This window comes from Bradyrhizobium sp. UFLA06-06 (genome assembly GCF_054820065.1).
This window is the reverse complement of record NZ_JADFUD010000011.1, coordinates 17,592-40,726: the sequence shown is the minus strand read 5'-3', so window position 1 is coordinate 40,726 and position 23,135 is coordinate 17,592. Positions and strand designations below refer to the sequence as shown.

Genomic DNA, 23,135 nt, shown 5'->3' with positions numbered 1-23,135 from the left:
ACGAGCGCGACTTTGTCTCTCATTTATTGATTTCCATTAACTCTGTTCCTCGCCGGCCTTTGCATCGTCGCGACTTGCAACGCCGGCTATCGACGCGCCGGGGCGGCAGCGCCGGGATGCCGCAAGTCCTGCACATGCGCAGGAAATTCGCGGCCATGAAGTCGGTCCGGCGCCGAACGCGCGCTGCCGCGGTCAGCCATCGCGCTGGGCGCCCGTCGAATCACCGGCAAGGCCGTTCTGGGTATTTGTACGGATCAGCCCTTTAACGAACGGGTAGCGCGGACGGACCAGTGTGGCGTGGGTCGCCGTGCGAAATTTACGGCGTCGCGTCAATCGTGTTCATCCAGAAGGGTATCCAGTATGTCCGGCATCGTTCTTTCGGCATCGGTCCGTCAAAACCTGCTTTCGCTGCAGTCGACCGCTGACCTGCTCGCCACCACGCAGAACCGCTTGTCCACCGGCAAGAAGGTCAACACTGCTCTCGACAATCCGACCAACTTCTTCACGGCGCAGTCGCTCGACAACCGCGCCAGCGACATCAACAACCTGCTGGACGGCATCGGCAACGGCGTGCAGGTGCTGCAGGCCGCCAACACCGGCATCACCTCGCTGCAGAAGCTCGTCGACAGCGCCAAGTCGGTCGCCAACCAGGCCCTGCAGGCCGCCGTCGGCTATTCCGCGAAGTCGCAGGTGACGACCGCTGCGATCCCCGGCGCCACCGCTGACAACCTGCTCGGCACCGCGACCCCGACCAACGCAACCCTCACCAGCACCGCCGCCTATACCGGCATCGACCTCACCGCGGCCGGCGCGAACCTGACGTTCCAGATCAACAGCCAGACTGTGACCTTGAATTCGGGCACGAACTACTCCGCCACCCAGGTGCGCGACGCCATCAACACGCAGGTCGGCGCCAGCGCCAAGGTCGCCGCCTCGATCGACGGCACCGGCAAGCTGGTCCTGACCAGCACCAACACCGCCGGCGCCGCGGACTCGCTCACGGTCGGTACGTTCAGCTCGGGCGACGCGACGCAGCTCGGCCTCCCGGCCGGTGCGACGGCGACCGCAAACGGCACGGCCGGCGCGAGCCCGCTGGACACGCTCACGCTGACCATCGGCGCGACCGGCAACGGCACTGCGACCAACATCACCTTCGGCACCGGTGCCGGCAAGGTGAAGTCCCTCAACGACCTGAACGCGGCACTCGCGGCCAACAACCTGCAGGCCTCGCTCAGCGCGGCCGGTGCGCTCACCATCAGCACCACCAACGATGCCGCTTCGGCGACCATCGGCACGATTGGCGGCACGGCGGCCGGCGCCGGCAAGCTGTTCAACGGCCTCACGGGCAGCGCTCCGGTGCAGGACCCGACTGCGCTGGCGAACCGCGCCAACCTGGTCAACCAGTACAACAACATCCTGGACCAGATCACCACGACCGCCCAGGACGCGTCGTACAACGGCATCAACCTGCTCAACGGCGATCAGCTCAAGCTGACCTTCAACGAGACGGGCTCCTCGACGCTGAAGATTCAGGGCGTGACCTTCGACGCCACCGGCCTCAACCTCACCAAGCTGACCGCCGGCACGGACTTCGTGGACAACGCTTCGGCCAACGCCACCCTGAAGACGCTGAACAGCGCGAGCGGCCTGCTGCGCACCCAGGCTTCGACCCTCGGTTCGAACCTGTCGATCGTGCAGATCCGCCAGGACTTCTCGAAGAACCTGATCAACGTGCTGCAGACCGGCTCGTCCAACCTGACGCTGGCCGACACCAACGAGGAAGCGGCCAACAGCCAGGCGCTGTCGACCCGTCAGTCGATCGCGGTGTCCGCGCTGGCGCTGGCCAACCAGTCGCAGCAGAGCGTGCTGCAGCTGCTCCGCTAAGCGTAGCCGCGACAGACATCGACTATCGAGGCGGCGGAGGAGACTCCGCCGCCTTTTGCTTTGGTTGCGCTTGACCATCCCGCCGGCTTCAACCAATGGGCGATCGCGTTCCGATGCAGGCGGTCGGCATGTCGCGAACGTTTCGCACGACTTAGCGGTCCTCAATTCCAATTAGTTCAAATTGCGATGAGCGATGGAACGGCCTCTTTCCCGTTCGGGTGGTAAGGGCCTGTCCTTGTGAGACTGGCCGTGATGTCGTGATGCGTCGTCGAACTGCTGAAGGGCTTCATCGTCCGTATTTGCACGGACGGCAAAATTAACGTCGCCGTGAAACCGGCCAAGTTATCGATGCAAGGCGAGCGTTCCGTAGCACCTTGAGGGGACCTATCCATGGACGATCTGTTGCGCGAGTTCCTGACGGAGAGCAGCGAGAGCCTGGATACGGTCGACAACCAGCTGGTGCAGTTCGAGCAGGATCCGAACAACGCGAAGATCCTGGATAACATTTTCCGCCTGGTGCACACCATCAAGGGCACCTGCGGCTTCCTCGGGCTGCCGCGGCTCGAGGCGCTGGCGCATGCCGGCGAGACCTTGATGGGCAAATTCCGCGACGGCATGCCGGTGAAGGCGGAAGCCGTGACGCTGATCCTGTCCTCGATCGACCGCATCAAGGAGATCCTCGGCGGCCTCGAGGCGACCGAGGCCGAGCCTGAAGGCAACGACCGCGACCTGATCGATCAGCTCGAGGCCATGGTCGAGCACGGCATGGCGGCAATGGCTGCTGCCGAAGAAGATGTGCCGGTCGTTGAAGCCCCGTCGGTGCAGGCTGACATGACCGAGGGCACCCTGGTGGTGCAGACGCTGGAGCGTCCGCTGCGTCCCGGCGAGGTCTCGCTCGACGAGCTCGAGCGCGCCTTCCGCGAGACCGAGATTGAAGTCACAGCACCGGCGCCGGCCGCTAAGCCCGCTGTTGCTGCGGCTCCCGCCGCCGAGCCGGCTGAAGCCGCCAGGAAGCCGGCCCGCAAGGCGGCTGCCGAGGATGTCCAGGAAGGCGACAAGATCGCCAACCAGTCGATCCGGGTCAATGTCGACACCCTCGAACACCTGATGACCATGGTCTCCGAGCTGGTGCTGACCCGCAACCAGCTGCTCGAGATTAGCAGGCGCAACGAGGACACCGAGTTCAAGGTGCCGCTGCAGCGGCTCTCCAACGTCACCGCCGAGCTGCAGGAAGGCGTCATGAAGACGCGCATGCAGCCGATCGGCAATGCCTGGCAGAAGCTGCCGCGCATCGTCCGCGATCTCTCCGGCGAACTCGGCAAGCAGATCGAGCTCGAGATGCACGGCGCCGACACCGAGCTCGACCGCCAGGTGCTCGACCTGATCAAGGATCCGCTGACGCACATGGTGCGCAACTCCGCCGATCATGGGCTCGAGACCACCGCCGAGCGGGTCGCGGCCGGCAAGCCGGAGCAGGGCACCATCCGTCTTTCCGCCTATCACGAGGGCGGCCACATCATCATCTGCATCGCCGACAATGGCCGCGGGCTCAACACCGAGCGGATCAAGGCCAAGGCGCTCCAGAACGGTCTCGTCACCGAGGCCGAGCTCGAGAAGATGACCGAGGCCCAGATCCACAAGTTCATCTTCGCGCCGGGCTTCTCGACCGCCGCGCAGGTGACCTCGGTGTCCGGCCGCGGCGTCGGCATGGACGTGGTGCGCACCAATATCGACCAGATCGGCGGCACCATCGACATCAAGAGCGTGGCCGGCGAGGGCGCCTCGGTCACCATCAAGATCCCGCTGACCCTGGCGATCGTCTCCGCCCTGATCGTGGAAGCCGGCGGCGACCGTTTTGCGATTCCCCAATTGTCTGTGGTCGAATTGGTGCGGGCCCGCGCCAACTCCGAGCACCGCATCGAGCGGATCAAGGACACCGCGGTCTTGCGGCTGCGCAACAAGCTGTTGCCGCTGATCCACCTCAAGAAGCTCTTGAAGATCGACGACGGCGCGACCTCCACGGATGCCGAGAACGGCTTCATCGTGGTCACGCAAGTCGGCAGCCAGACCTTTGGCATCGTGGTCGACGGCGTGTTCCATACCGAGGAGATCGTGGTCAAGCCGATGTCGACCAAGCTGCGGCACATCGACATGTTCTCCGGCAACACCATTTTGGGCGATGGCGCCGTGATCATGATCATCGACCCCAACGGCATTGCGAAAGCCCTCGGCGCGTCCGGCTCCTCGGCCCATGACCTCGCCGACGACAATGCCGCGGCGCATGCCGCGAGCGGCGAGCAGCTGACCTCGCTGCTGGTGTTCCGCGCCGGCTCCTCGCAGCCCAAGGCGGTGCCGCTCGGCCTCGTCACCCGGCTGGAGGAGATCGCAACCGACAAGATCGAGCTCTCGAACGGCCGCTACATGGTGCAGTACCGCGAGCAGCTGATGCCGCTGGTGCAGATGGCCGGCGTCGAGGTGCAGAACCAGGGCTCGCAGCCGATCCTGGTGTTCGCCGACGACGGCCGCTCGATGGGGCTCGTGGTCGACGAGATCATCGACATCGTCGAGGAGCGGCTCAACATCGAGGTCGCGGGTTCGCAGGACGGCATCCTCGGCTCGGCGGTGATCAAGGGCCAGGCCACCGAGGTGATCGACGTCGGCCACTTCCTGCCGATGGCGTTCGCCGACTGGTTCTCGCGCAAGGAGATGCGCCCGTCGGCCTCGGCGCAGTCGGTGCTGCTGGTCGATGACTCGGCGTTCTTCCGCAACATGCTGGCGCCGGTCTTGAAGGCCGCCGGCTACAAGGTCAGGACCGCGGGCGGCGCGCAGGAAGGGCTCGCCGCGCTGCGTTCGGGACAAAGCTTCGACGTCGTGCTGACCGACATCGAGATGCCCGAGATGAACGGCTTCGAGTTCGCCGAGAACATCCGAAGCGACCACAACTTCAACCAGCTGCCGATCATCGCGCTGTCGGCGATGGTGTCGCCGGCGGCAATCGAGCGCGGCCGGCAGGCCGGCTTCCACGACTATGTCGCCAAGTTTGACCGTCCCGGGCTGATCGCCGCGCTGAAAGAGCAGACCGCCGAACTGCGCCGGGCGGCATGACCGGGCTTGAAGGGACAAAACGATGACCAGCAAGACCGAAACCAGCGAAGGCGCCATGGCCGAATACGTCACCGCCGTGATCGGCGGGCAGCTGTTCGGCCTGCCGATCTCGCGGGTGCAGGACGTGTTCATGCCGGAGCGGCTGACGCGGGTGCCGCTGGCCTCCAGCGAGATCGCCGGCGTGCTCAATCTGCGCGGCCGCATCGTCACCGTGGTCGACATGCGCGCCCGGCTCGGGCTGCCGAAGTCCGACGATGGCCAGCTGCCAATGGCGGTCGGCGTCGACCAGCGCGGCGAATCCTATGGCCTGCTGATCGACCAGATCGGCGAGGTGCTGCGGCTGCCCGACGACAGCCGCGAGGACAACCCCGTCAATCTCGATCCCCGCATGGCCAAGCTCGCCGGCGGCGTCCACCGCCTCGACGGCCAGCTCATGGTCGTCCTCGATGTCGATCGCGTGCTCGAACTGGTGCCCAAGACCGATCCAAGGACAGCTGCTGCAGCGTAACACTCCACCGCGGAGACGGTGGATTCCACAAGGAGGCCAACACATGAAGACATGTCTCGTCGTCGACGATTCCGGCGTGGTGCGAAAGATCGCGCGCCGCATCCTCGAAGGAATGGAGTTCACCGTCATCGAGGCCGAGGACGGCGCGGTCGCGCTCGAAGCCTGCAAGCGCGCGCTGCCGGATGCCGTGCTGCTCGACTGGAACATGCCGGTCATGGACGGATTCGAATTCCTCGTGCAGCTCCGCCGCATGCCCGGCGGCGATCAGCCCAAGGTCGTGTTCTGCACCACCGAGAACGGCATCGACCACATCTCGCGGGCGCTGCATGCCGGTGCCAACGAGTACATCATGAAGCCGTTCGACAAGGACATCGTGATCGCGAAATTCCAGGAAGTCGGCCTGCTGGCGCTCGACGCGTCGGCCGAAGCCTGACACCCAGTTTCACCATTCAGTCCCTTGTGAGGCTCCCGTGACGCCCCCCGACTACGAGTATCTGCGTAAGCTCCTGAAGGACCAGTCCGGTCTCGATCTGTCCGCGGACAAGCAATATCTGATCGAGAGCCGCCTGCTGCCACTGGCGCGCAAAAGCGGCCTGTCCGGCATCCCCGACCTGGTCGCCAAGATCAAGGCGGGCTCGTCCGCGCACACCGTCCAGGTGGTCGAGGCCATGACCACCAACGAGACGTTCTTCTTCCGCGACAAGGTGCCGTTCGAGCACTTCCGCGACACCATCATGCCGGAGGTGCTGAAGGCACGCGCCGCGCGCCGCAGCGTCCGGATCTGGTGCGCCGCCGGCTCGACCGGCCAGGAGCCCTATTCGCTGGCGATGTGCCTGAAGGAAATGGGCGCGGCGCTTGCCGGATGGCGCGTCGAGATCATCGCGACCGATCTGTCGCAGGAGGTGCTGGAGAAGTCGAAGGCCGGCATCTACAGCCAGTTCGAGGTGCAGCGCGGGCTGCCGATCCAGATGCTGGTCAAGTACTTCAAGCAGTCGGGTGAATTCTGGCAGGTCAATCCCGAATTGCGCGCGATGGTGCAGCACCGCCAGCTCAATTTGCTGCACGATTTCTCCCAGCTCGGCACGTTCGACGTGATCTTCTGCCGCAACGTGCTGATCTATTTCGATCAGGACACCAAGATCAACATCTTCAACCGTCTCGCCCGCTTGATGGAGGCCGACGGCTTCCTGGTGCTGGGTGCCGCCGAAACCGTGGTCGGCCTGACCGACACGTTCAAGCCGCTTCCCGAGCGGCGTGGCCTGTATCGGCCGAGCGGAGTGCGGGGCGGGCTCGCCATGCCTAGGCCTGCCATGGCGGTCGGATATTGAGCGATGACCGAGGACGGCAAATCCATTGAGCGGGTCACCTTCAGCCGGGGCGTCGATGTCTGCATCATGGCCATCGACGGCACCTGGCGGCGCGACTGCCAGCTCAATGCCATCTCCGACACCGATGCGTCGCTGACGGTCGAAGGTTCCATTCAGGGGCTCAACCTGAAGGAGTTTTTCCTCCTGCTGTCCTCGACCGGACTTGCCTATCGCCGTTGCGAATTGGTCCGCGTCAACGGCACCGAAATGGACATCAGCTTCCTCAAGGGCAAGCCGAGCAAGCGGCGGTCGTCCGCCGACGAAGAGCGGGCCAGGGCCTGACGTCAAGAAGACCTGATCCGGCCGGGCGGGCAAGGCCCGCGGCCAATCCGGACGATGCGTGGAACAGATTGCCGCCTGATGGGTTGGGCGTCGTCGGGACAATCGAGGTGATGGGCCGAACCCGTCGGTGGCGGCGGGTCAGTTCAGCAGACGCGCCGGTGCCCCGGAATCGCGCAGGCGGTCGAGCGCCGCGCCGAGGCCGGCATCGCATGCCTTCAGGGCGGTAGATGCTGTGAGATAGCGCGGGGTAACGTCGTCGCGAACGACGGTGTCGGCGTCGGCCTGCCGCGCGGCCAGCACGGCTTCGCGCGCAATCGCTGCTTCGATCAGCCGCAGGCTCGCCTGGACATGGCCAATCAGCGCGACCAGGTCCGTCACGATCAGACCGGTGGGATCACTGCCCTCGTCCAAGCGCGCTGCAACGCGGTCCGCCGCTGCATTTTCCATGCATGTTTCTCCACTGCCCCACTTTTAGGGAACGCGGTGCTACTTGTGCGTTAAGCGGACGTCCCGTACAAATACGGGTCCATTGATCGAGATGGTCTAGTTAGTTCTTGTGCGGTCAGGGCAGCACGCTTCACCACTGATGGACGATGCATATGGTTGAGAATGGCGCTCCGCGCGGGGAAATCTTTGTAGTCGACGACGATCCTGCCGTTCGCGAGACGCTTTCAGTGGTCCTGTCGACCGCTGGTTACAAGGTGATCTGCTTCGCGGACGGCGCGGCGTTGCTCGCGGTGGCGCGCAGCAGGACGCCGGCCTGCATCCTGCTCGACGTGCATATTCCGGGCAAATCCGGCCTCGATATCCTCAGAGAGCTGCATGGCGAGGATTATCCGGCGCCGATCTTCATGATCTCCGGTCAGGGCGACATCGCAATGGCGGTCAGCGCCATCAAGAACGGCGCGCTCGACTTCATCGAGAAGCCGTTCCGCGGCAACGAGATCGTGAGCCGTCTGAACGAGGCGATCGACGCCTACACCAGGCGCCAGGCCGAGACCTCGGCGTCGCGGATCGCCGCGCTGCACTTCCCGGGCCGCGAGCCGCTGACCCGCCGCGAGCGCGAGGTGCTCGAGCAGTTCACCGCGGGCGCCTCCAACAAGGAAGCCGGCCGCCACCTCGGCATCAGTCCGCGCACGATCGAGGATCACCGCGCCAACATCATGAAGAAGCTCGGCGCGCGCAACGCCGCCGATCTGGTCCGCATCGTGATGACGGCGCAGCAAAAATAAGCCAAGGCCGGTTTACGTTCCGATTGCCACATTGCGGAGCCCGTGCGGCGCACGTTCAGCGAACGGCACGTCTGCGCCGGGGGCGGGACGACATGTCTGAAAATCGAGTGTATGCCTGACGCAGGGCAAGCGTGCCGGGACCGCGCGCGCACGAGCAATGTCGAGACACATGGCGATGACGAAAAAGAACAAGACCCCGGATCAATTGCGCAGCGCGCGCTGGTTCGCACCCGATGATCTGCGCGCCTTCGGCCACAGGTCGCGGGCGATGCAGATGGGTTACGCGCCCGAGGAGTGGCGCGACCGGCCGGTGATCGCGATCATCAACACCTGGTCGGATGCGCAGCCCTGCCACATGCATTTCAAGAGCCGGGTCGACGACGTCAAGCGCGGCGTGCTGATGGCCGGCGGCTTTCCGCTCGAGCTGCCGGCGCTGTCGCTGTCGGAATCGCTGTTGAAGCCGACCACGATGCTCTACCGCAACATGCTGGCGATGGACGCCGAGGAGCTGCTGCGCGGTCATCCGGTCGACGGCGTGGTGCTGATGGGTGGCTGCGACAAGACCACGCCCGGCCTGCTGCTCGGGGCCACCAGCATGAACCTGCCGGCGATCTACCTGCCCGCCGGACCGATGCTGCGCGGCAACTGGAAGGGTCGCACGCTCGGCTCCGGCTCGGACGCCTGGAAATACTGGGACGAGCGCCGCGCCGGCAAGATCTCCGACAAGGACTGGGTCGACATGGAGGCCGGCATCGCCCGCAGCTATGGCACCTGCATGACCATGGGCACGGCCTCGACGATGACCGCGATCGCGGAAGCCATCGGCATGACGCTGCCGGGCGCCTCGTCGATCCCCGCGGCCGACGCCAACCACATCCGCATGAGCTCGGAGGCCGGCCGCCGCATCGTCGAGATGGTGTGGGAGGATCTCACGCCGCAGAAGATCCAGACCCGCAAGGCCTTCGAGAACGCGATCACGGTCGCGATGGCGATGGGCTGCTCGACCAACGCCATTATTCACCTCATCGCGCAGGCGCGCCGCGCCGGCCAGGACATTTCCCTGGATGATTTCGAGAAAGCGAGCCGCAAGGTGCCGGTGATTGCCAATGTGCGGCCGAGTGGCGACCTCTATCTGATGGAGGATTTCTTCTATGCTGGCGGGCTGCCCGGCCTGATGAACCGGATCAGGCAGCATTTGCATCTCGACTGCATCACCGTCACCGGCCAGACACTCGGCGAGAACATCGCAGGCGCCGAAGTGCACAATGACGACGTGATCCGCACCGTCGACAACCCGATCTACAAGGAGGGCGCGCTCGCGGTCCTCAAGGGTAATCTCGCGCCCGATGGCTGCGTCATCAAGCCAAGCGCCTGTGATCCGCGTTTCCTCAAGCATACCGGGCCAGCGCTGGTGTTCGACGACTATCCGTCGATGAAGAAGGCGGTCGATGATCCCGACCTCGACGTCACGGCCGATCACGTGCTGATCCTGCGCAATGCCGGTCCGCAGGGCGGGCCGGGCATGCCTGAATGGGGTATGCTGCCGATCCCGACCAAGCTGGTGAAGCAGGGCGTGCGCGACATGGTGCGGCTGTCGGACGCGCGGATGAGCGGCACCAGCTACGGCGCCTGCATCCTGCACGTATCGCCGGAATCCTATATCGGCGGGCCGCTGGCGCTGGTGCGGAACGGCGACCGCATCACGCTCGACGTCGCCGCGCGCACCATCAATCTCGATGTGTCCGAGGCCGAGCTCGCCAGGCGCCGCGCCGAATGGACGCCGCCCGAGCCGCGCTTCGAGCGCGGCTACGGCTGGATGTTTTCGAAGCACATCAAGCAGGCCAATGAGGGTTGCGACTTCGATTTCCTCGAGACCGGTTTTGGCAAGCCGGTCGGCGAGCCGTCGATTTACTGACTCACAACGTCGTTCCGGGGCACGCGAAGCGTGAACCCGGAACCTCGAGATTCCGGGTTCGATGCTGACGCATCGCCCCGGAATGACAACCGGAAAATCCCATGTCAAAACTCAGCGACACCACCCGCAACAAGCTGAAATCCGTCTCCACCGCGACCGTCGCGACCGCGCTGTTCAAGCGCGGCTTCCGCATCCAGATGATCCAGGACGTTCATCCGCTCGGCCCGGATCAGCCGACCATGGTCGGCGAGGCCTTCACGCTGCGCTACATGCCGGCGCGAGAGGACCTCAACACCATCGAGGTGTTCCGCGATCGTGCGCATCCGCAGCGCAAGGCGATCGAGGATTGCCCCGTGGGCGCGGTGCTGGTGATGGACAGCCGCAAGGATGCGCGCGCGGCGTCGGCCGGCGCGATCCTGGTGACGCGGCTGATGAAGCGCGGCTGCGCCGGAATCGTCACCGACGGCGGCTTCCGGGATTCGGCCGAGATCGCGCGGCTCGGCTTCCCGGCCTTTCATCATCGCCCGAGCGCGCCGACCAACCTGACGCTGCATCAGGCGATCGAGATCAACGTCCCGATCGGCTGCGGCGATGCGCCGGTGTTTCCCGGCGACGTCATTCTCGGCGACAGCGACGGCGTGATCGTGATCCCGGCGCATCTCGCCGACGAGATCGCCGACGAGACGTTCGAGATGACCGCGTTCGAGGATTTCGTCACCGAGCAGGTCCAGAACGGCCGCGGCATCTTCGGGCTCTATCCCGCGACCGACGAGCAGACGCTGAAGGATTTTGCTGCGTGGCGGAAGGCGAAGGGGCGGTAGCTTTTTTCGCCCCGCCCTGCGCTGTCGTCCCTGCGAAAGCAGGGACCCATAACCACAGGGAGGAGTTTGGCGAAGACAGCCAGTTGCGTTGCGTGCCGTGGTACTGCGACTTCCTTGCTCGATGGATCACGCGGTATGGGTCCTGGCTTTCGCCAGGACGACGATGGGGAGATATCCCGCTACGAGGTCTACACCTCCGCCTTGTCCGCCATCCCGACCGCCCACAGCGCAAACGCATAGACGATCGCGACCTCGTCGAGGCGGTTGAAGCGGCCGGAGGCGCCGCCGTGGCCGGCGCCCATGTTGGTGCGCAGCAGCACCGGGCCGCCGCAGCGCATGGTGGCGCGCAGCCGCGCGATCCATTTCGCCGGCTCCCAATAGGTGACGCGCGGGTCGGTGAGCCCGCCCATCGCCAGGATCGCCGGATAGTCCTTGGCCGCGACATTGTCGTAGGGCGAATAGGACAGGATGGTGCGGAAATCCTTCTCGCTCTCGATCGGATTGCCCCATTCCGGCCATTCCGGCGGCGTCAGCGGCAGCGTGTCGTCGAGCATGGTGTTGAGCACGTCGACGAACGGCACTTCGGCGACGATGCCGGCGAACAGCTCGCCGGCGCGGTTGGCGACCGCGCCCATCAGCATGCCGCCCGCCGAGCCGCCGTGGCCGACGATGCGCTTGGCGCTCGTGTATTTCGTCTCGATCAACGCCCGCCCGGCGGCGGCGAAATCGTCGAACGTGTTGGTCTTCTTCTCGCGCTTGCCGTCGAGATACCAGCCCCAGCCCTTGTCGGCGCCGCCGCGGATATGCGCGATCGCATAGACAAAGCCGCGGTCGACCAGCGACAGCCGGTTGGCGGCAAACGATGCCGGCATCGCCATGCCGTAGGAGCCGTAGCCGTAGAGCAAGAGCGGCGCCTTGCCGTCGCGGACAAAGTCCTTGCGATGCAGGATCGAGACCGGCACTTGCGCGCCGTCATGCGACGTCGCCATGATGCGCGTGGTGACGTAGTCCGCCGGGTTGTGGCCGGACGGGATCTCCTGGCGCTTGCGCAGCACCCGCACCCGCGTCGCCATGTCGTAGTCATAGACTTCCGACGGCGTCGTCATCGACGAATAGGCAAAACGCAAGTTGGTGGTGTCGAACTCGTAGCCGCCCATGGTGTCGAGCGAATAGGCCGCCTCGTCGAAGGCGATCGCGTGCTCCTCGCCGCTCCTGAGATCGCGGATGACGATCGCCGGCAGCGCATTGGCGCGCTCCAGCCGCACCATGTGGCCGGCATAGAGCTCGACGTCGAGCACATAGACGCCCTCGCGATACGGGATCAGGTCGCGCCAGTTGCTGCGTTCGGGCGCTGTGAGCGGCGCGGCGACGACCTTGAAGTCGATGGCATCGTCGGCATTGGTCAGGATGAACAACTCGTCGCCGCGGTCGGCGATCGAATATTGCACGCCTTCCTCGCGCGCCGCGACGAGGCGCGGCGGCGCGTCGGGATTGGAAAGATCGATCAGCCGCTGCTCCGAGGTCTCATGGTCGCCGCCCGCGATCACGCAGAAGCGGCCGCTCGCGCTCTCGTGCAGATGGGTGAACCAGCCGGGATCCTGCTCCTCATAGATCAGGGTGTCGTCGGCCTGTTGGGTGCCGAGCTTGTGCCGCCACACCTGCATCGGCCGGTGATTGTCGTCGAGCTTGACGTAGAAGAAGCTCCTGGAATCCGCAGCCCAGACCACGCCGCCGTCGGTTTCCTCGACGAGGTCGTCGAGATCGCCGCCGGTGGCCCAGTCGCGCACCCGGATCGAGAAATATTCGGAGCCCTTGGTGTCGGCGCTCCAGGCGTGCAGGCGGTGATCGTTGGAATGCCGGCTGCCGCCGAACTTGAAATACTTGTGGTCCTTCGCCAGCGCGTCGCCGTCGAGCACGACATGCGCCTCACCGCCGTCGCGCGCCGTGCGGCAGTACAGCTCGTGCTGGCCGCCCTCGCGGAACTTGCGGAAATAGGCGAACGGGCCGTCCGGCGACGGCACGCTGGAATCGTCCTCCTTGATCCGCCCGCGCATCTCCTTGACCAGCCGCTTCTGCAAGCCGTCGGTGTGGCCGAGCAGGCTCTCGGTGTAGCCGTTCTCGGCTTCGAGATAGCTCCGGATATCGGAATCGAGGATCGAGGGATCGCGCAGCACCTCCTGCCATTTCGGATCCTTGATCCACGCATAATCGTCGGTCACCGTGATGCCGTGGGTGGTGAAAGAATGCGGCCGGCGCGGCGCGACAGGGGGCGATGTTGTGGTGGCGGGTTTGGTCACACGATCCTCATGGTGCGGGGTTCCGCTCTATATCGGGATGAATGTGGCGATTGCCAGATGGGGCGCGCATCCTTGGTTGCCTCGTCATTGCGAGCGAAGCGAAGCAATCCATCGTTCCGCGAAGGGATAGAATGGATTGCTTCGTCGCTTCGCTCCTCGCAATGACGACGTGGTTAGGGGGAGCTACCCGTTCCGTAGTCTCGCCCCCGCATTGCCGCCGGACATCGGGATCCGGTTCACCGCCAGCACCACGGCGAAGGTGATCACCAGCATCGCGATGCCGAGCACCGCGATCGCGGCGAGGTCGCCGCCTTCGTTGAGGTCGTAGATCAGGACCGACAGCACCTTGGTCTGCGAGGTGAACAGCACGATCGCCGCCGACAGTTCCCGCATCACGCCGATGAAGATGAAGCACCAGGTCGCGATCACGCCGGTGCGCAGCAGCGGCGCGGTGATCTGGCGCAGTGCCTGCAGCCGCGTCGCGCCGAGGATGCGGCTCGCCTCCTCGAGCTCGGGATGGATGGTCGAAAACGCCGCCTGCAATTGCTGATAGGCCGAGGGCAGATTGATGGTGAGGAACGCGAGCAGCAGGATCCACAGCGTGCCGTAGAGCACGAAGGGCGGCCGCGTGTAGCTCAGGAACAGGCCGACGCCGAGCACGATGCCGGGGACTGCGACCGGCGCGGTGGCGAGGAAGCCGAGCACGCGGTGGCCCGCGATCACCTTGCGCGTCGTGACATAGGCGATGACGAGCGCGAGGATGGTGCCGATCGTCGCGGTCGCGGTGCCGAGGATCACCGTGTTCTTGAGCGCGAGCTGGGTCGACGACAGCTCGGTGAACACGAAGACGATGTTGTGCAGCGTGGCCGTCGACGGCGTCACCAGCGTGGTCGCGTTCGGCGAGAACGCGGCGTTGAGCAGCGCGAGGTAAGGCAGGAAGACGGGATTGAGTAAGACCAAAAGGCAGAAGCCGAGCGCGGCCCAGCGCCAGCCGCGCAATTCGACCCGGCGCGGCGCGCCATACTTGCCGCCGATCACCGAATAGCCGCGGCGGCCGAGCAGCGCCTTCTGGCCCTGCAGCAGCAGGACGGTCAGCACCAGCAGCGGCACCGCGGCGGCGGCCGCGAGCTCGAGCTTCGGCGGATACTGGAACAGGCTCCAGATCTTGGTCGTCATGGTGTGGAAGCCGGCCGGCAGCGCCAGGATCGCGGGTGAGCCGAACAGCGTCATCGCCTGCAGGAACGCGATCAGGGCGCCTGCGACCAGCGCGGGCAGCGCGAGCGGGATCGTCACCCTTCGCGCCGTGGTCCAGGCATTGCCGCCGAGGATCGCGGAGGCATCTTCCAGCTCGCCCGGCATGGTGTCGAGCGCATTGGCCACCAGCACGAACACGAACGGGAACGTGTAGCAGGAGATCACGAAGATGATCCCGGTCATCGAATAGATGTTGAACAGCGCGTCGGCATCCTCGCCGGCGAACAGCCGGTAGAGCTGATTGAGCAGCCCGGAGTTCGGCGCCGCCAGCAGTTCCCAGGCGACCGCGCCGAGAAATGGCGGCGTCACGAACGAGGCCGTCACCAGCGCGCGGATGGTCTGCCGCCCCGGCATGTCGGTGCGCGACACCAGCCAGCTGATCGGCGCCGCGACGACGCAGCAGATCAGCGCCGACGTGGTCGCGATGATCGCAGTCGTCAGCAGCGGATCGAGGAAATCGGGATTGCTGAACAGCGTGACGAAGTTTTGCAGCGTCGGATGCCGGCTCTTGTCGGTGAAGGCAAACACCGCGAGCCACGACAGCGGCAGCAGGATCAAGAGGATGAGCACTGCCGCGAACAGCCACAGCACCGGGCGTGTCCAGTCGATGCGGGAGCTTGGGGCCGGGGAGGTGGTGATGGTTGTGGTCATCTTATCCGCGCATCCATTCTATCCCCTCATCCTGAGGAGCGCGGAACGCGCGTCTCGAAGGACGAGGCCACCAGTGGGGCCGCATGGTTCGAGACGGCGCTTCGCGCCTCCTCACCATGAGGGTCCTAGACTTTGAACAGCCGCGCATAGCGCGTCTTAATCTCTTCGGTCATCGCTTCCACCCCTGCCGGGTCCTCCTTCATCAGCTTGATGTCGGAAAGCTTGCGCCGGCCGGCCTTCGGCTGCACGTGGGCGTGCAGCGAATATTGGCCGGTGAAGTCGACGAAGAATTGCTGGGTCTCGCGGGTATGCAGCCAGGCCTGGAACAGCTTTGCGGCGTTCGGATGCGGCGCACCGGCGAAGATGCCTGTGGGACCCGAGATCGTCGGCGTGCCCTCGGTCGGATAGACCGGCTCGACCGGTTGCCCAGCTTCCTTCAGGAGCACGATGCCATATTCATTGCCGTCGGCCATTACGGCGCGCTCGCCGAGCGAGAGTTTTTTCGGCGGATCGGTCGACGACTGCACCTGCATCACGCGCTGTTTCGCAAGCTTCTCCAGATACGGCCAGCCGAGCTCGCGCACGATCTGGAACGTGGTGGTCATGATGGTGCCGCTATAGGCCGGATGGCCCTTCACCATCTTGCCCGCCCATTTCGGGTCGAGCAGATCGGCAAAGCTCTTCGGCGCGTCCTCCGCCTTCACCAGGTTGGTGTTGTAGGCGATCGACGACAGCCACAGCCGCGTGGTTACGGCCATGCCGTCGGGGTCGCGATAACTGTCGGGAAAATGCTTCGCGACGTCTTCGGGCACGAACGGCATCAGCCAGCCGCTCTTCTTCCACGGGATGAAATGCGAGGCATCGGCGCTGTTGACGACGTCGGCGGCGTGGATGTTGGAATCGAATTCCTGCGCCACGCGCTGGAACAGCCGCTCCGAGCCTGAGCGCTCGATCTGCACGGTGATGCCTGGATAGGCGGCCTCGAACGCCTTGCCGAGCTTTTCGCCGACCGGCAGGTCCATCGACGAATAGAACACGAGCTTGCCTTCCTTGGTCGCGGCGGCGACGAGATCGGGCGTGATCGCGACCGGCGCGGGTGCGGCGGCGCGTGCCGGTGACGCGAACACCGTGCCGACCGCAAGCGCCGCAGAGCCTTTCAGGACATCGCGTCTGGAAATCGGCTTTTGCATCGCGTCGCTCCGTTTCTTGTTGTTATCGGCCGAGCGCCCGGCAGCGCGCGGGCGGCAAGGTCAGCCACACCTCGCTGCCTTTCTCGACCGCGGTTTCGGTCGGCGTGGTCACCCGCAGCGATGTGCCGTCAGCGGTTTCCACCATGTAGTCGCGATTCATGCCGAGATAGACCTGCCGCGTCACGATGGCTTTGAGTGTGTTCTGCTGCGCGATGGGTGCTTGCGTCGCGAGCTGGATCTCATGCTGGCGGATCGCGACCGGCGCGCTCTGGCCGGCCGTCAGCGTGGCGCCGACCACCTCGAGCGTTGCACCGGCGAACTCCACGTGGTTCGCATCGCGCGCGGTGCCCTTGATCACATTGGCGGCGCCGATGAAGCGCGCGACGAATTCGGATTCCGGCCGCGCGTAGATGTCCTCAGGCGCGCCGAGCTGGTCGATCTTGCCGGCATTCATCACCGCGATCAGGTCGGCTGTGGTCATCGCCTCGGACTGGTCGTGGGTGACGTAGACCGTGGTGTAGCGATATTCGTCGTGCAGGCGGCGGATCTCGAACCGCATCTCCTCGCGCAGATTGGCGTCGAGATTGGACAAGGGTTCGTCGAGCAGCAGCGTCTCAGGGCCGACGATCAGCGCGCGCGCCAGCGCAACACGCTGCTGCTGGCCGCCGGAGAGCTCGCCCGGATAACGCTGTGCCAGCGGTTCCAGCTTGGTTGTGGCCAGGATCGCGGCGAGCTTTTTGGCGATGGTGTCGCGATCCATTTTGCGCAAGCGCAGGCCGTAGACGATGTTCTCCGCCACCGTCATATGCGGCCACAGCGCGTAGCTCTGGAAGATCATCGACATGTTGCGCTGCTCGGGCGGCAGCGTGCGCGCCTTCGACGACACCGCGCGGTCGCCGACGCGGATCTCGCCGTCGGATGGTTCGAGGAACCCGGCGATCAGCCGCAGCGTCGTGGTCTTGCCGCAGCCGGACGGCCCGAGCAGACAGACCAGCTGGCCATGATCGATCGTGAGCGAAACATCATCAACCGCGACAAACGATCCAAACCGCTTGACCAGGCCGCGCAATTCCACCGATGCCAAGCGGTCCCTCCATTTTGTTGTGTCGCAGGGATCCGTGCCCGGCTGTTGCCGGCAGTAAAGCGGAAAATGATGACGACGGAAAGTGTTCGTGCCTTAGCAATGCGTTGCATGCACTGCATCCCGTCATCCTTGTGAGCGTATCAGTCACAAGCGACGCCAGACATTCAGTGTCGTCCCGGCCTAGTGCGCAATTGCGCACGGGGGGCCGGGACCCATAACCACCGATGGTCATTATTGTGCGCCGGCGGAACGACGAGTCTGCCCACAACACCCGCCGCGGATTATGGGTCCCGGCCTTCGCCGGGACGACAGCGGAGCGTGTGGCCTCGATCGTACCCAGGATGACCGAGCACTGCCTTGCTCAGCCTACGCCTTCACGTTCTCGCCGAGCCATTGGATGGCGGCGTCGGCGCCGGCCTTGCCGTGCGGGATGTTCAGCGCTGTCAGCGCGACCTCGACGACGCCGAGGGTGCCGAGGATCATCGGGGCGTTGACGTGGCCCATATGCGCGATGCGGAAGGCCTGGCCCTGCAAATCGCCGATGCCGGTGCCGAGCACCACGCCGCATTTCTCCTTGGCGTAGCGCTGGATCGCGGCGGGGTCGGCGCCCTTCACGGTCACCGTCGTCACCGTGTTGGAACGCTCGGCGGGTTCGGTGATGTTGAAGCCGAGCACCTGTCCCTCGGCCCAGACGGCGACCGCGCGGCGCACGGCTTCGCCGAGCAGCCGATGCCGCAGATGCGCATTCTCCAGGCCTTCGGCGTGCAGCATGTTGATCGCCTCGCGCAGCGCAAACAGCAGATGCACCGGCGCGGTGCCGGCATATTTGCGGTAGTGCTCCGAGCCCTCGCGCTCGGTCCAGTCCCAATAGGGCGTGCGCAGATCGGCCTTCTTGTGAGCGTCCCAAGCGCGGTCGTTGGCGGCGACGAAGCCGAGGCCGGGCGGCGTCATCAGGCCCTTCTGCGAGCCGCTCATTGCGACGTCGACATACCATTTGTCCATCTCGAACGGCATGCAGCCGAGCGAGGCCACGGTGTCGACCATGTACAATGCAGGATGGCCGGCGGCCTTGATCGCCTTGCCGATCGCCTCGATGTCGTTATAGGCGCCCGACGCGGTGTCGACCTGCACCACCAGGATCGCCTTGATCGTGTGCTCCTTGTCACGCCGCAGCCGCTGCTCAACCTCGGCCGGGCGGATCGCGCGGCGCCAGTCGCCCTTCAGCACCTCGACCTCGGCGCCCATCGCGGCCGCGGCCTGGCCCCAGCCGATCGCGAAGCGCCCGCTCTCCAGCACCAGCACCTTGTCGCCGCGCGACAGCACGTTGGAGAGCGTCGCCTCCCAGGCGCCGTGGCCGTTGGAGATGTAGATGTAGGACTTGCCCTGGGTGGCGAACAGCCTTGAGAGGTCGCGCAGCAGGCTCTCTGTCAGTTCGACCATCTCGTTGGAGTAGATGTCGAGCGCCGGCCGGTGCATCGCCTGCAGCACCTGATCCGGCATCGTGGTGGGCCCGGGGATGGCCAGAAATTCCCGGCCCGCGCGAACGGTCATCGTCCTGTTCCTTTTGGGTAAAGCAACGCAAATCATGCGTGTGAGGGGTCAAGTCCGGAAGATATTCTATTGCGGCTTCGATTGCGAGCCGGGCGAAGCAATCCAGCGTTTCCAAAACCGCGGGACACAACGGCCTTATTTGCCGATCGCCTCGACAACCGTGCGCCAGACTTGGTCCTTGAATTCGGTCGCGGCTGGGCTCGGGATCTGCTCGACGGCGCCATCGTTCTTGCGGCATGCTTCGACCAGCCGCAGCACCCAGATTTCGCCGTCGGTGTAGTAGAGATCGCCGCCGCCATTGCGGCCGTTGAAGGTCGGGCCGATGCCTGTCACCTGATATTTTGCGGTGACCATGCCGGCGGATTCGAGGTCCGTGGCGAGCAGCGCGCGTTCGGCGTCGAGGTCGGCCGCGATGTGATGCGTCACCGCGCCGGTGTAGTGGCTGATGCCGACGCTGCGGTCGAGCGTCGCAGCGCCCAGCCACACCGGACGCTTCTCCTCGCCCTGATCGAGCACCCTCCAGAACCGGACATGGTTGCGGCGATCCGCGCTCGATCCGACCGGCCGCTCGAAGGCAAGATCCTCGCGGCGGTCGAGATAGAACAGGTTGCTCACCGGCGCATCCTTGTAGGGACGATCGAGCAGCACGCTGCCCACGATCTCGATCGAGGATTTCAGCGTCACCGGATCGGCCGGAAACCAGCCGGCCTCGTGCATCGCGCAGACCACGTCCCTCTTGTCGCCGATCAGCCCGACATTCATCGGATCGCCGGGAATGCCCTGCGCGGTGCGCGTCACCATCGGCAGATTGGCGAGACCCTTCTGATGCTCGTAATGCGTCCACAACGCCGGCAGCAACAGATAGGCCGCGATCAGGTAGATCACCAGGACGAACAACAATGACATCTGCGCTTGCCGGAGGCGGCTGCGCCGGCGCACGGAAGGAGGATCGATCTTGACATCGCTCATGCCGCGGTCCTTCACCTCTCCTGCTTGCGGGGGAGGTCGGATTGCATCGAAGATGCAATCCGGGTGGAGGCTTTCTCCTCATAAGGAGCGTCGCAAGCGGTGACACCCCCACCCCAAACCCTCCCCCGCAAGCAAGCGGGAGAGGGAGCGCGGTGCCGATGAGGCTACAATTCAATCAGACTTCCGACTAGCGCCGCGTCTCGCGGCAGCCGGCGGCCTCGGCCTCCTCGACCGAGCAGAACCAGCGCGTGCCCTTGCTGATCTTCATTTCGATTTTGGCGTACCAGCGGCTGGTCTGCTGGTGAAAGATGCATTCGCCGGAGCGGTTGACGTTGCCCTTGATGGTGCAGTCGGGCGAGGGCGCCACCGGGCCGGAGGCCGAGGCGAGCAGGATCGCGTTGGCGCCGTCCGGCGGCTTCACCGCGCCGAGCACGGTGGTCTTCTTGTTGCGCACCCGCCAGTCCCACGGCGCGATGAAGGCACCTTGCCACATCCCGGCTTTTGCCTCACGCGCGGCCTTCTCGTCGGCTTCGTAGTCATGCGAGGCGCGGGTGTAGGCCAGCGCCCAGCCGCTCGCGACCAGCCATTTCTGGATGTCCTCGCCGTCGACCTCGCAGCGCGCGATGGTGCGGCCGCGGCGATCGACCGAGCGGGCGTGGCAGGTCCAGTTCTTGTTGCCGGCATGCTTGATCAACTCGTCGCGCGCGGCGACGCCGCAGGTCCAGCGCTCGCCCTTGGTGTTGAGGCAGAGCTGGTCGGTCGACGGCGCGTCGATGCCTGCGAGCCGGATGCGGACGCTGCCGATCATGAGCTGGTCGCCGTCGCGGATCTTCGGCACGCCGGTGATGTCGGCGGCGGCAGCCAGCGTCGGCAGCGAGAGCAGCAGGCCCGCGGTGAGCAGCGTCTTGAACATCGGCGTTCCCGGCCAGGTTCTTATCGTTCAAATGGCTTTTGGCGTGCAGTGGTCAGTGCCCAACGATTGTGCGGGCAATTGGGCAACCGTGCCAGTGCTGTTGCGTTTCCGCCAGTTTCAACTTCGCGTCATCCGGCTATCAATGCGCCGTTCGTCTTCGTCGGTTCGTAGGACGGGTAGAGCGTAGCGAAATCCATCATCTCACGACGCGGACAATATTGATGGGTTTCGCTGAGTTTATCATCGGGCCGCGCGTTGCGCGGACCCGTTGGCTCTACCCATCCTACACCTACACCGCGGCCATTCGTCGCTTCGCCAGCGCAAGCGCCATCAGCACGAAGGCCGAGGTTACCTCCGGGCCGCCGACCAGGATGCGGGTCGGCGTCTTCATCTTATTCCACTCATAGGCCCGGTAGGGCCCCTTGCGGCCGCCCTCGCCGAGGCCCTGCACGATGCAGTGCAGCGCCGGCGTGAAGGTCGAGACCTCGGCGCCGAGATGCGCCAGCGCCATCAGCGCCAGCGCGGCGTCGAACGGGTTCATCTCGTGGGCGATCAGCTCGTGCGTGACATAGCCGAGCACGCGGGCGCGGATCAGCGCGAACACGTTGCCGGGGTCGATGATGCGCTGCGCCGCCAGCGGCAGCGCGACGAAGGCGGCATAGCAGCGGCCGAAATAGGCCGAATAGAGCTCGGGCAGATAATAGATGTGCGAGCGCGGATTTTTGAACGCGCCGCTTTCGACCAGCTGTTTCTGGAAGGCGATGATGCGATGCACCGTCTCCAGCCGCTGCGGCGTCTCGATGATCTGCCAGCGGGCGAGGTTGCGGAACGAGACCTCGAGGATGTCGAGGTTCAGCGTCGGATCGAGGTCGTTGCCATAGGGCCGCTCGCCGGCGAGATTGTCGATCCAGGTGACGACGCCGCCATCGTAGTCAATGTTATCGTTGAGCGGCACGGTGACGCGCGGCTCGTTGGCGCCCGATCGCACCTGGTAGCCGCGGTAGAAGTCGAGCAGCGGCTGCTGCAGGATCGGATCGTCGGAGCCGGCCTGGGTCGCGGCCGAGAACGAGCACGCCGTGGTGTCGCAGTCCGGCACATAGATGCCGAAGCCGAGATCCTGCTTGATCTGGGCGAAGAAGCGCGAGAAGCGCGGATGCCGGCCCGGTGCCAGCGCGGTGATGACCTTCACCGTCGAGCCGTCATGCGACGGCACCTCCTCGGCGCTGGTCTTCAGGCAAAAGTCCACCATGTCGGCGATCGCGCGCCGCGCAGCGCTCGCTTCATCCGGCGCGGCGAGCCCGGTCTCGACGAAGCCGAGCAGCGCCTCGGTGAAGAAGGCGTCGTAATAGGCCGAGCGGTGGCGGATCTGCACCGGCTCCCACATCGGCTCGGCGATGCCGCGCCAGGGCGGGTTGATCAGCGCGCGCGCCGGCGAATGCGCGATGAAGATCCGCGCCAGATTGAACAGCAAGGTCGAGTTCTTGTAGCCGCGCGCGTTCAGCCCGGTCAGCGCCATCAGCAGCTCGCGCCCGCCGACGTCGGGGTCGCCGATCAAATTGAAGGCGGCATAGGTCGGGATGAAGCCGTTCCTGCCGAACGAACGCAGGAGATGCGCGCCGGTCAGGCGGATCACGCGGTCGATCTCGGCGATCTCCGGCGGGCGGCTAGGTGCGGTCGAGGGCGGCGGGGCCGGGTGGCGCACACCGATACCGTCCATCAGTGCTGCGACGGGCGTGCCGATCGCGGCCCAGTCCGGCGCCGCGACGTCGCGCGCCGCGGTGAGCGCCGCGCGCAGGCCGGCGAGGCGGTCGGGATCGTTGAGCGCGGGCAGGCCGGTGCGGCGGAGCAGCGCGCGCAGCGGCGGATTGCCGAGCGCGGTCCGGTAGAATTTTCCGAGATGGGCATCGCCGCCGCGATAGGCCTGCAGCACGGGGTCGCAGACCTCGTACAGCGACGGGCCGTCCTTCTTGACGGTCAGCGACCGGCACATCGCGCCTGCGATCTCGTGAAGGCCCAAGAAGCTCAAAGAATCCCCTTTCCCGAGGAACCGGTTAACGCCGCCGCCCGACGGTGTTTCCAGTCGCTCTGCCCCAAACTCGCAAGCCTTTGGAA

At 65.3% G+C, this 23,135-nt stretch carries 18 protein-coding genes; 9 read left to right on the top strand and 9 right to left on the bottom strand.

Going from position 1 to position 23,135, the window contains the following annotated elements; genetic code table 11:
• Positions 1–360 precede the first annotated feature (360 nt).
• The 6 genes from IF803_RS12115 (at position 361) to IF803_RS12090 (ending at position 7,146) form a co-directional block, all read left to right on the top strand.
• Complete coding sequence (locus IF803_RS12115) at positions 361–1,884, top strand: flagellin N-terminal helical domain-containing protein (RefSeq protein ID WP_028343820.1); 1,524 nt, start codon at positions 361–363, stop codon at positions 1,882–1,884.
• A gap of 390 nt (positions 1,885–2,274) precedes the next feature.
• Positions 2,275–4,989: a hybrid sensor histidine kinase/response regulator gene (locus tag IF803_RS12110; RefSeq protein ID WP_461192288.1), complete on the top strand. Its 2,715-nt coding sequence runs from the start codon at positions 2,275–2,277 to the stop codon at positions 4,987–4,989.
• Positions 4,990–5,011: 22 nt separating this feature from the next.
• The gene (locus IF803_RS12105; RefSeq protein WP_461192287.1) at positions 5,012–5,497 is read left to right on the top strand and encodes a chemotaxis protein CheW; all 486 of its coding nucleotides are present in this window, start codon (positions 5,012–5,014) and stop codon (positions 5,495–5,497) included.
• 43 nt (positions 5,498–5,540) lie between these two features.
• Positions 5,541–5,930, top strand: coding sequence for a response regulator (locus IF803_RS12100; protein WP_018269419.1), 390 nt, complete (start codon positions 5,541–5,543; stop codon positions 5,928–5,930).
• A 37-nt stretch (positions 5,931–5,967) separates the two neighbouring features.
• On the top strand, positions 5,968–6,825 hold the full coding sequence (locus IF803_RS12095; protein WP_028343630.1) for a CheR family methyltransferase: 858 nt from the start codon (positions 5,968–5,970) through the stop codon (positions 6,823–6,825).
• 3 nt (positions 6,826–6,828) lie between these two features.
• Positions 6,829–7,146: a hypothetical protein gene (locus tag IF803_RS12090; RefSeq protein WP_028343631.1), complete on the top strand. Its 318-nt coding sequence runs from the start codon at positions 6,829–6,831 to the stop codon at positions 7,144–7,146.
• A gap of 138 nt (positions 7,147–7,284) precedes the next feature.
• Here the strand turns inward: IF803_RS12090 and IF803_RS12085 are convergent, their stop codons facing one another.
• On the bottom strand, positions 7,285–7,593 hold the full coding sequence (locus IF803_RS12085) for a hypothetical protein (RefSeq protein ID WP_461192286.1): 309 nt from the start codon (positions 7,591–7,593) through the stop codon (positions 7,285–7,287).
• A 152-nt stretch (positions 7,594–7,745) separates the two neighbouring features.
• On the opposite strand from IF803_RS12085, the gene IF803_RS12080 reads away from it, so the two are divergent.
• The 3 genes from IF803_RS12080 to IF803_RS12070 all read left to right on the top strand — a co-directional run bounded on the left by IF803_RS12080 (position 7,746) and on the right by IF803_RS12070 (position 11,114).
• Positions 7,746–8,378, top strand: a complete 633-nt coding sequence (locus IF803_RS12080) for a response regulator transcription factor (RefSeq protein ID WP_018269422.1) — start codon at positions 7,746–7,748, stop codon at positions 8,376–8,378.
• Positions 8,379–8,553: 175 nt separating this feature from the next.
• Positions 8,554–10,293, top strand: a complete 1,740-nt coding sequence (gene araD, locus IF803_RS12075) for an L-arabinonate dehydratase (protein ID WP_461192359.1) — start codon at positions 8,554–8,556, stop codon at positions 10,291–10,293.
• Positions 10,294–10,394: 101 nt separating this feature from the next.
• Entirely contained in the window at positions 10,395–11,114 is a 720-nt protein-coding gene (locus IF803_RS12070) for a ribonuclease activity regulator RraA (protein WP_304498177.1), read from the top strand.
• 188 nt (positions 11,115–11,302) lie between these two features.
• Here the strand turns inward: IF803_RS12070 and IF803_RS12065 are convergent, their stop codons facing one another.
• The 8 genes from IF803_RS12065 to IF803_RS12030 all read right to left on the bottom strand — a co-directional run bounded on the left by IF803_RS12065 (position 11,303) and on the right by IF803_RS12030 (position 23,013).
• Entirely contained in the window at positions 11,303–13,411 is a 2,109-nt protein-coding gene (locus IF803_RS12065; protein WP_461192285.1) for a S9 family peptidase, read from the bottom strand.
• Between the two features lie 183 nt (positions 13,412–13,594).
• Positions 13,595–15,316: an ABC transporter permease gene (locus IF803_RS12060; RefSeq protein WP_461192284.1), complete on the bottom strand. Its 1,722-nt coding sequence runs from the start codon at positions 15,314–15,316 to the stop codon at positions 13,595–13,597.
• A 125-nt stretch (positions 15,317–15,441) separates the two neighbouring features.
• On the bottom strand, positions 15,442–16,506 hold the full coding sequence (locus IF803_RS12055; protein ID WP_461192283.1) for an extracellular solute-binding protein: 1,065 nt from the start codon (positions 16,504–16,506) through the stop codon (positions 15,442–15,444).
• Positions 16,507–16,528: 22 nt separating this feature from the next.
• Positions 16,529–17,581: an ABC transporter ATP-binding protein gene (locus tag IF803_RS12050; RefSeq protein WP_411783860.1), complete on the bottom strand. Its 1,053-nt coding sequence runs from the start codon at positions 17,579–17,581 to the stop codon at positions 16,529–16,531.
• A 375-nt stretch (positions 17,582–17,956) separates the two neighbouring features.
• Positions 17,957–19,141, bottom strand: a complete 1,185-nt coding sequence (locus IF803_RS12045; protein ID WP_461192282.1) for a pyridoxal-phosphate-dependent aminotransferase family protein — start codon at positions 19,139–19,141, stop codon at positions 17,957–17,959.
• A 135-nt stretch (positions 19,142–19,276) separates the two neighbouring features.
• Positions 19,277–20,110, bottom strand: a complete 834-nt coding sequence (locus IF803_RS12040; protein WP_461192281.1) for an LssY C-terminal domain-containing protein — start codon at positions 20,108–20,110, stop codon at positions 19,277–19,279.
• Between the two features lie 187 nt (positions 20,111–20,297).
• Positions 20,298–21,023, bottom strand: a complete 726-nt coding sequence (locus IF803_RS12035; RefSeq protein WP_461192280.1) for a thermonuclease family protein — start codon at positions 21,021–21,023, stop codon at positions 20,298–20,300.
• Between the two features lie 289 nt (positions 21,024–21,312).
• A complete protein-coding gene (locus IF803_RS12030; RefSeq protein WP_461192358.1) occupies positions 21,313–23,013 on the bottom strand; it encodes a hypothetical protein in 1,701 nt (566 codons plus the stop codon).
• Between the last annotated feature and the right edge of the window lie 122 nt (positions 23,014–23,135).

What these genes read in the sequence shown, in the direction of transcription:
- IF803_RS12115 (WP_028343820.1), top strand. Translation starts at nt 361, where the DNA reads ATGTCCGGCATCGTTCTTTCGGCATCGGTCCGTCAAAACCTGCTTTCG.
- IF803_RS12110 (WP_461192288.1), top strand. Translation starts at nt 2,275, where the DNA reads ATGGACGATCTGTTGCGCGAGTTCCTGACGGAGAGCAGCGAGAGCCTG.
- IF803_RS12105 (WP_461192287.1), top strand. Translation starts at nt 5,012, where the DNA reads ATGACCAGCAAGACCGAAACCAGCGAAGGCGCCATGGCCGAATACGTC.
- IF803_RS12100 (WP_018269419.1), top strand. Translation starts at nt 5,541, where the DNA reads ATGAAGACATGTCTCGTCGTCGACGATTCCGGCGTGGTGCGAAAGATC.
- IF803_RS12090 (WP_028343631.1), top strand. Translation starts at nt 6,829, where the DNA reads ATGACCGAGGACGGCAAATCCATTGAGCGGGTCACCTTCAGCCGGGGC.
- IF803_RS12085 (WP_461192286.1), bottom strand. Translation starts at nt 7,593, where the DNA reads ATGGAAAATGCAGCGGCGGACCGCGTTGCAGCGCGCTTGGACGAGGGC.
- IF803_RS12080 (WP_018269422.1), top strand. Translation starts at nt 7,746, where the DNA reads ATGGTTGAGAATGGCGCTCCGCGCGGGGAAATCTTTGTAGTCGACGAC.
- araD (WP_461192359.1), top strand. Translation starts at nt 8,554, where the DNA reads ATGACGAAAAAGAACAAGACCCCGGATCAATTGCGCAGCGCGCGCTGG.
- IF803_RS12070 (WP_304498177.1), top strand. Translation starts at nt 10,395, where the DNA reads ATGTCAAAACTCAGCGACACCACCCGCAACAAGCTGAAATCCGTCTCC.
- IF803_RS12060 (WP_461192284.1), bottom strand. Translation starts at nt 15,316, where the DNA reads ATGACCACAACCATCACCACCTCCCCGGCCCCAAGCTCCCGCATCGAC.
- IF803_RS12055 (WP_461192283.1), bottom strand. Translation starts at nt 16,506, where the DNA reads ATGCAAAAGCCGATTTCCAGACGCGATGTCCTGAAAGGCTCTGCGGCG.
- IF803_RS12045 (WP_461192282.1), bottom strand. Translation starts at nt 19,141, where the DNA reads ATGACCGTTCGCGCGGGCCGGGAATTTCTGGCCATCCCCGGGCCCACC.
- IF803_RS12040 (WP_461192281.1), bottom strand. Translation starts at nt 20,110, where the DNA reads ATGAGCGATGTCAAGATCGATCCTCCTTCCGTGCGCCGGCGCAGCCGC.
- IF803_RS12035 (WP_461192280.1), bottom strand. Translation starts at nt 21,023, where the DNA reads ATGTTCAAGACGCTGCTCACCGCGGGCCTGCTGCTCTCGCTGCCGACG.
- IF803_RS12030 (WP_461192358.1), bottom strand. Translation starts at nt 23,013, where the DNA reads ATGTGCCGGTCGCTGACCGTCAAGAAGGACGGCCCGTCGCTGTACGAG.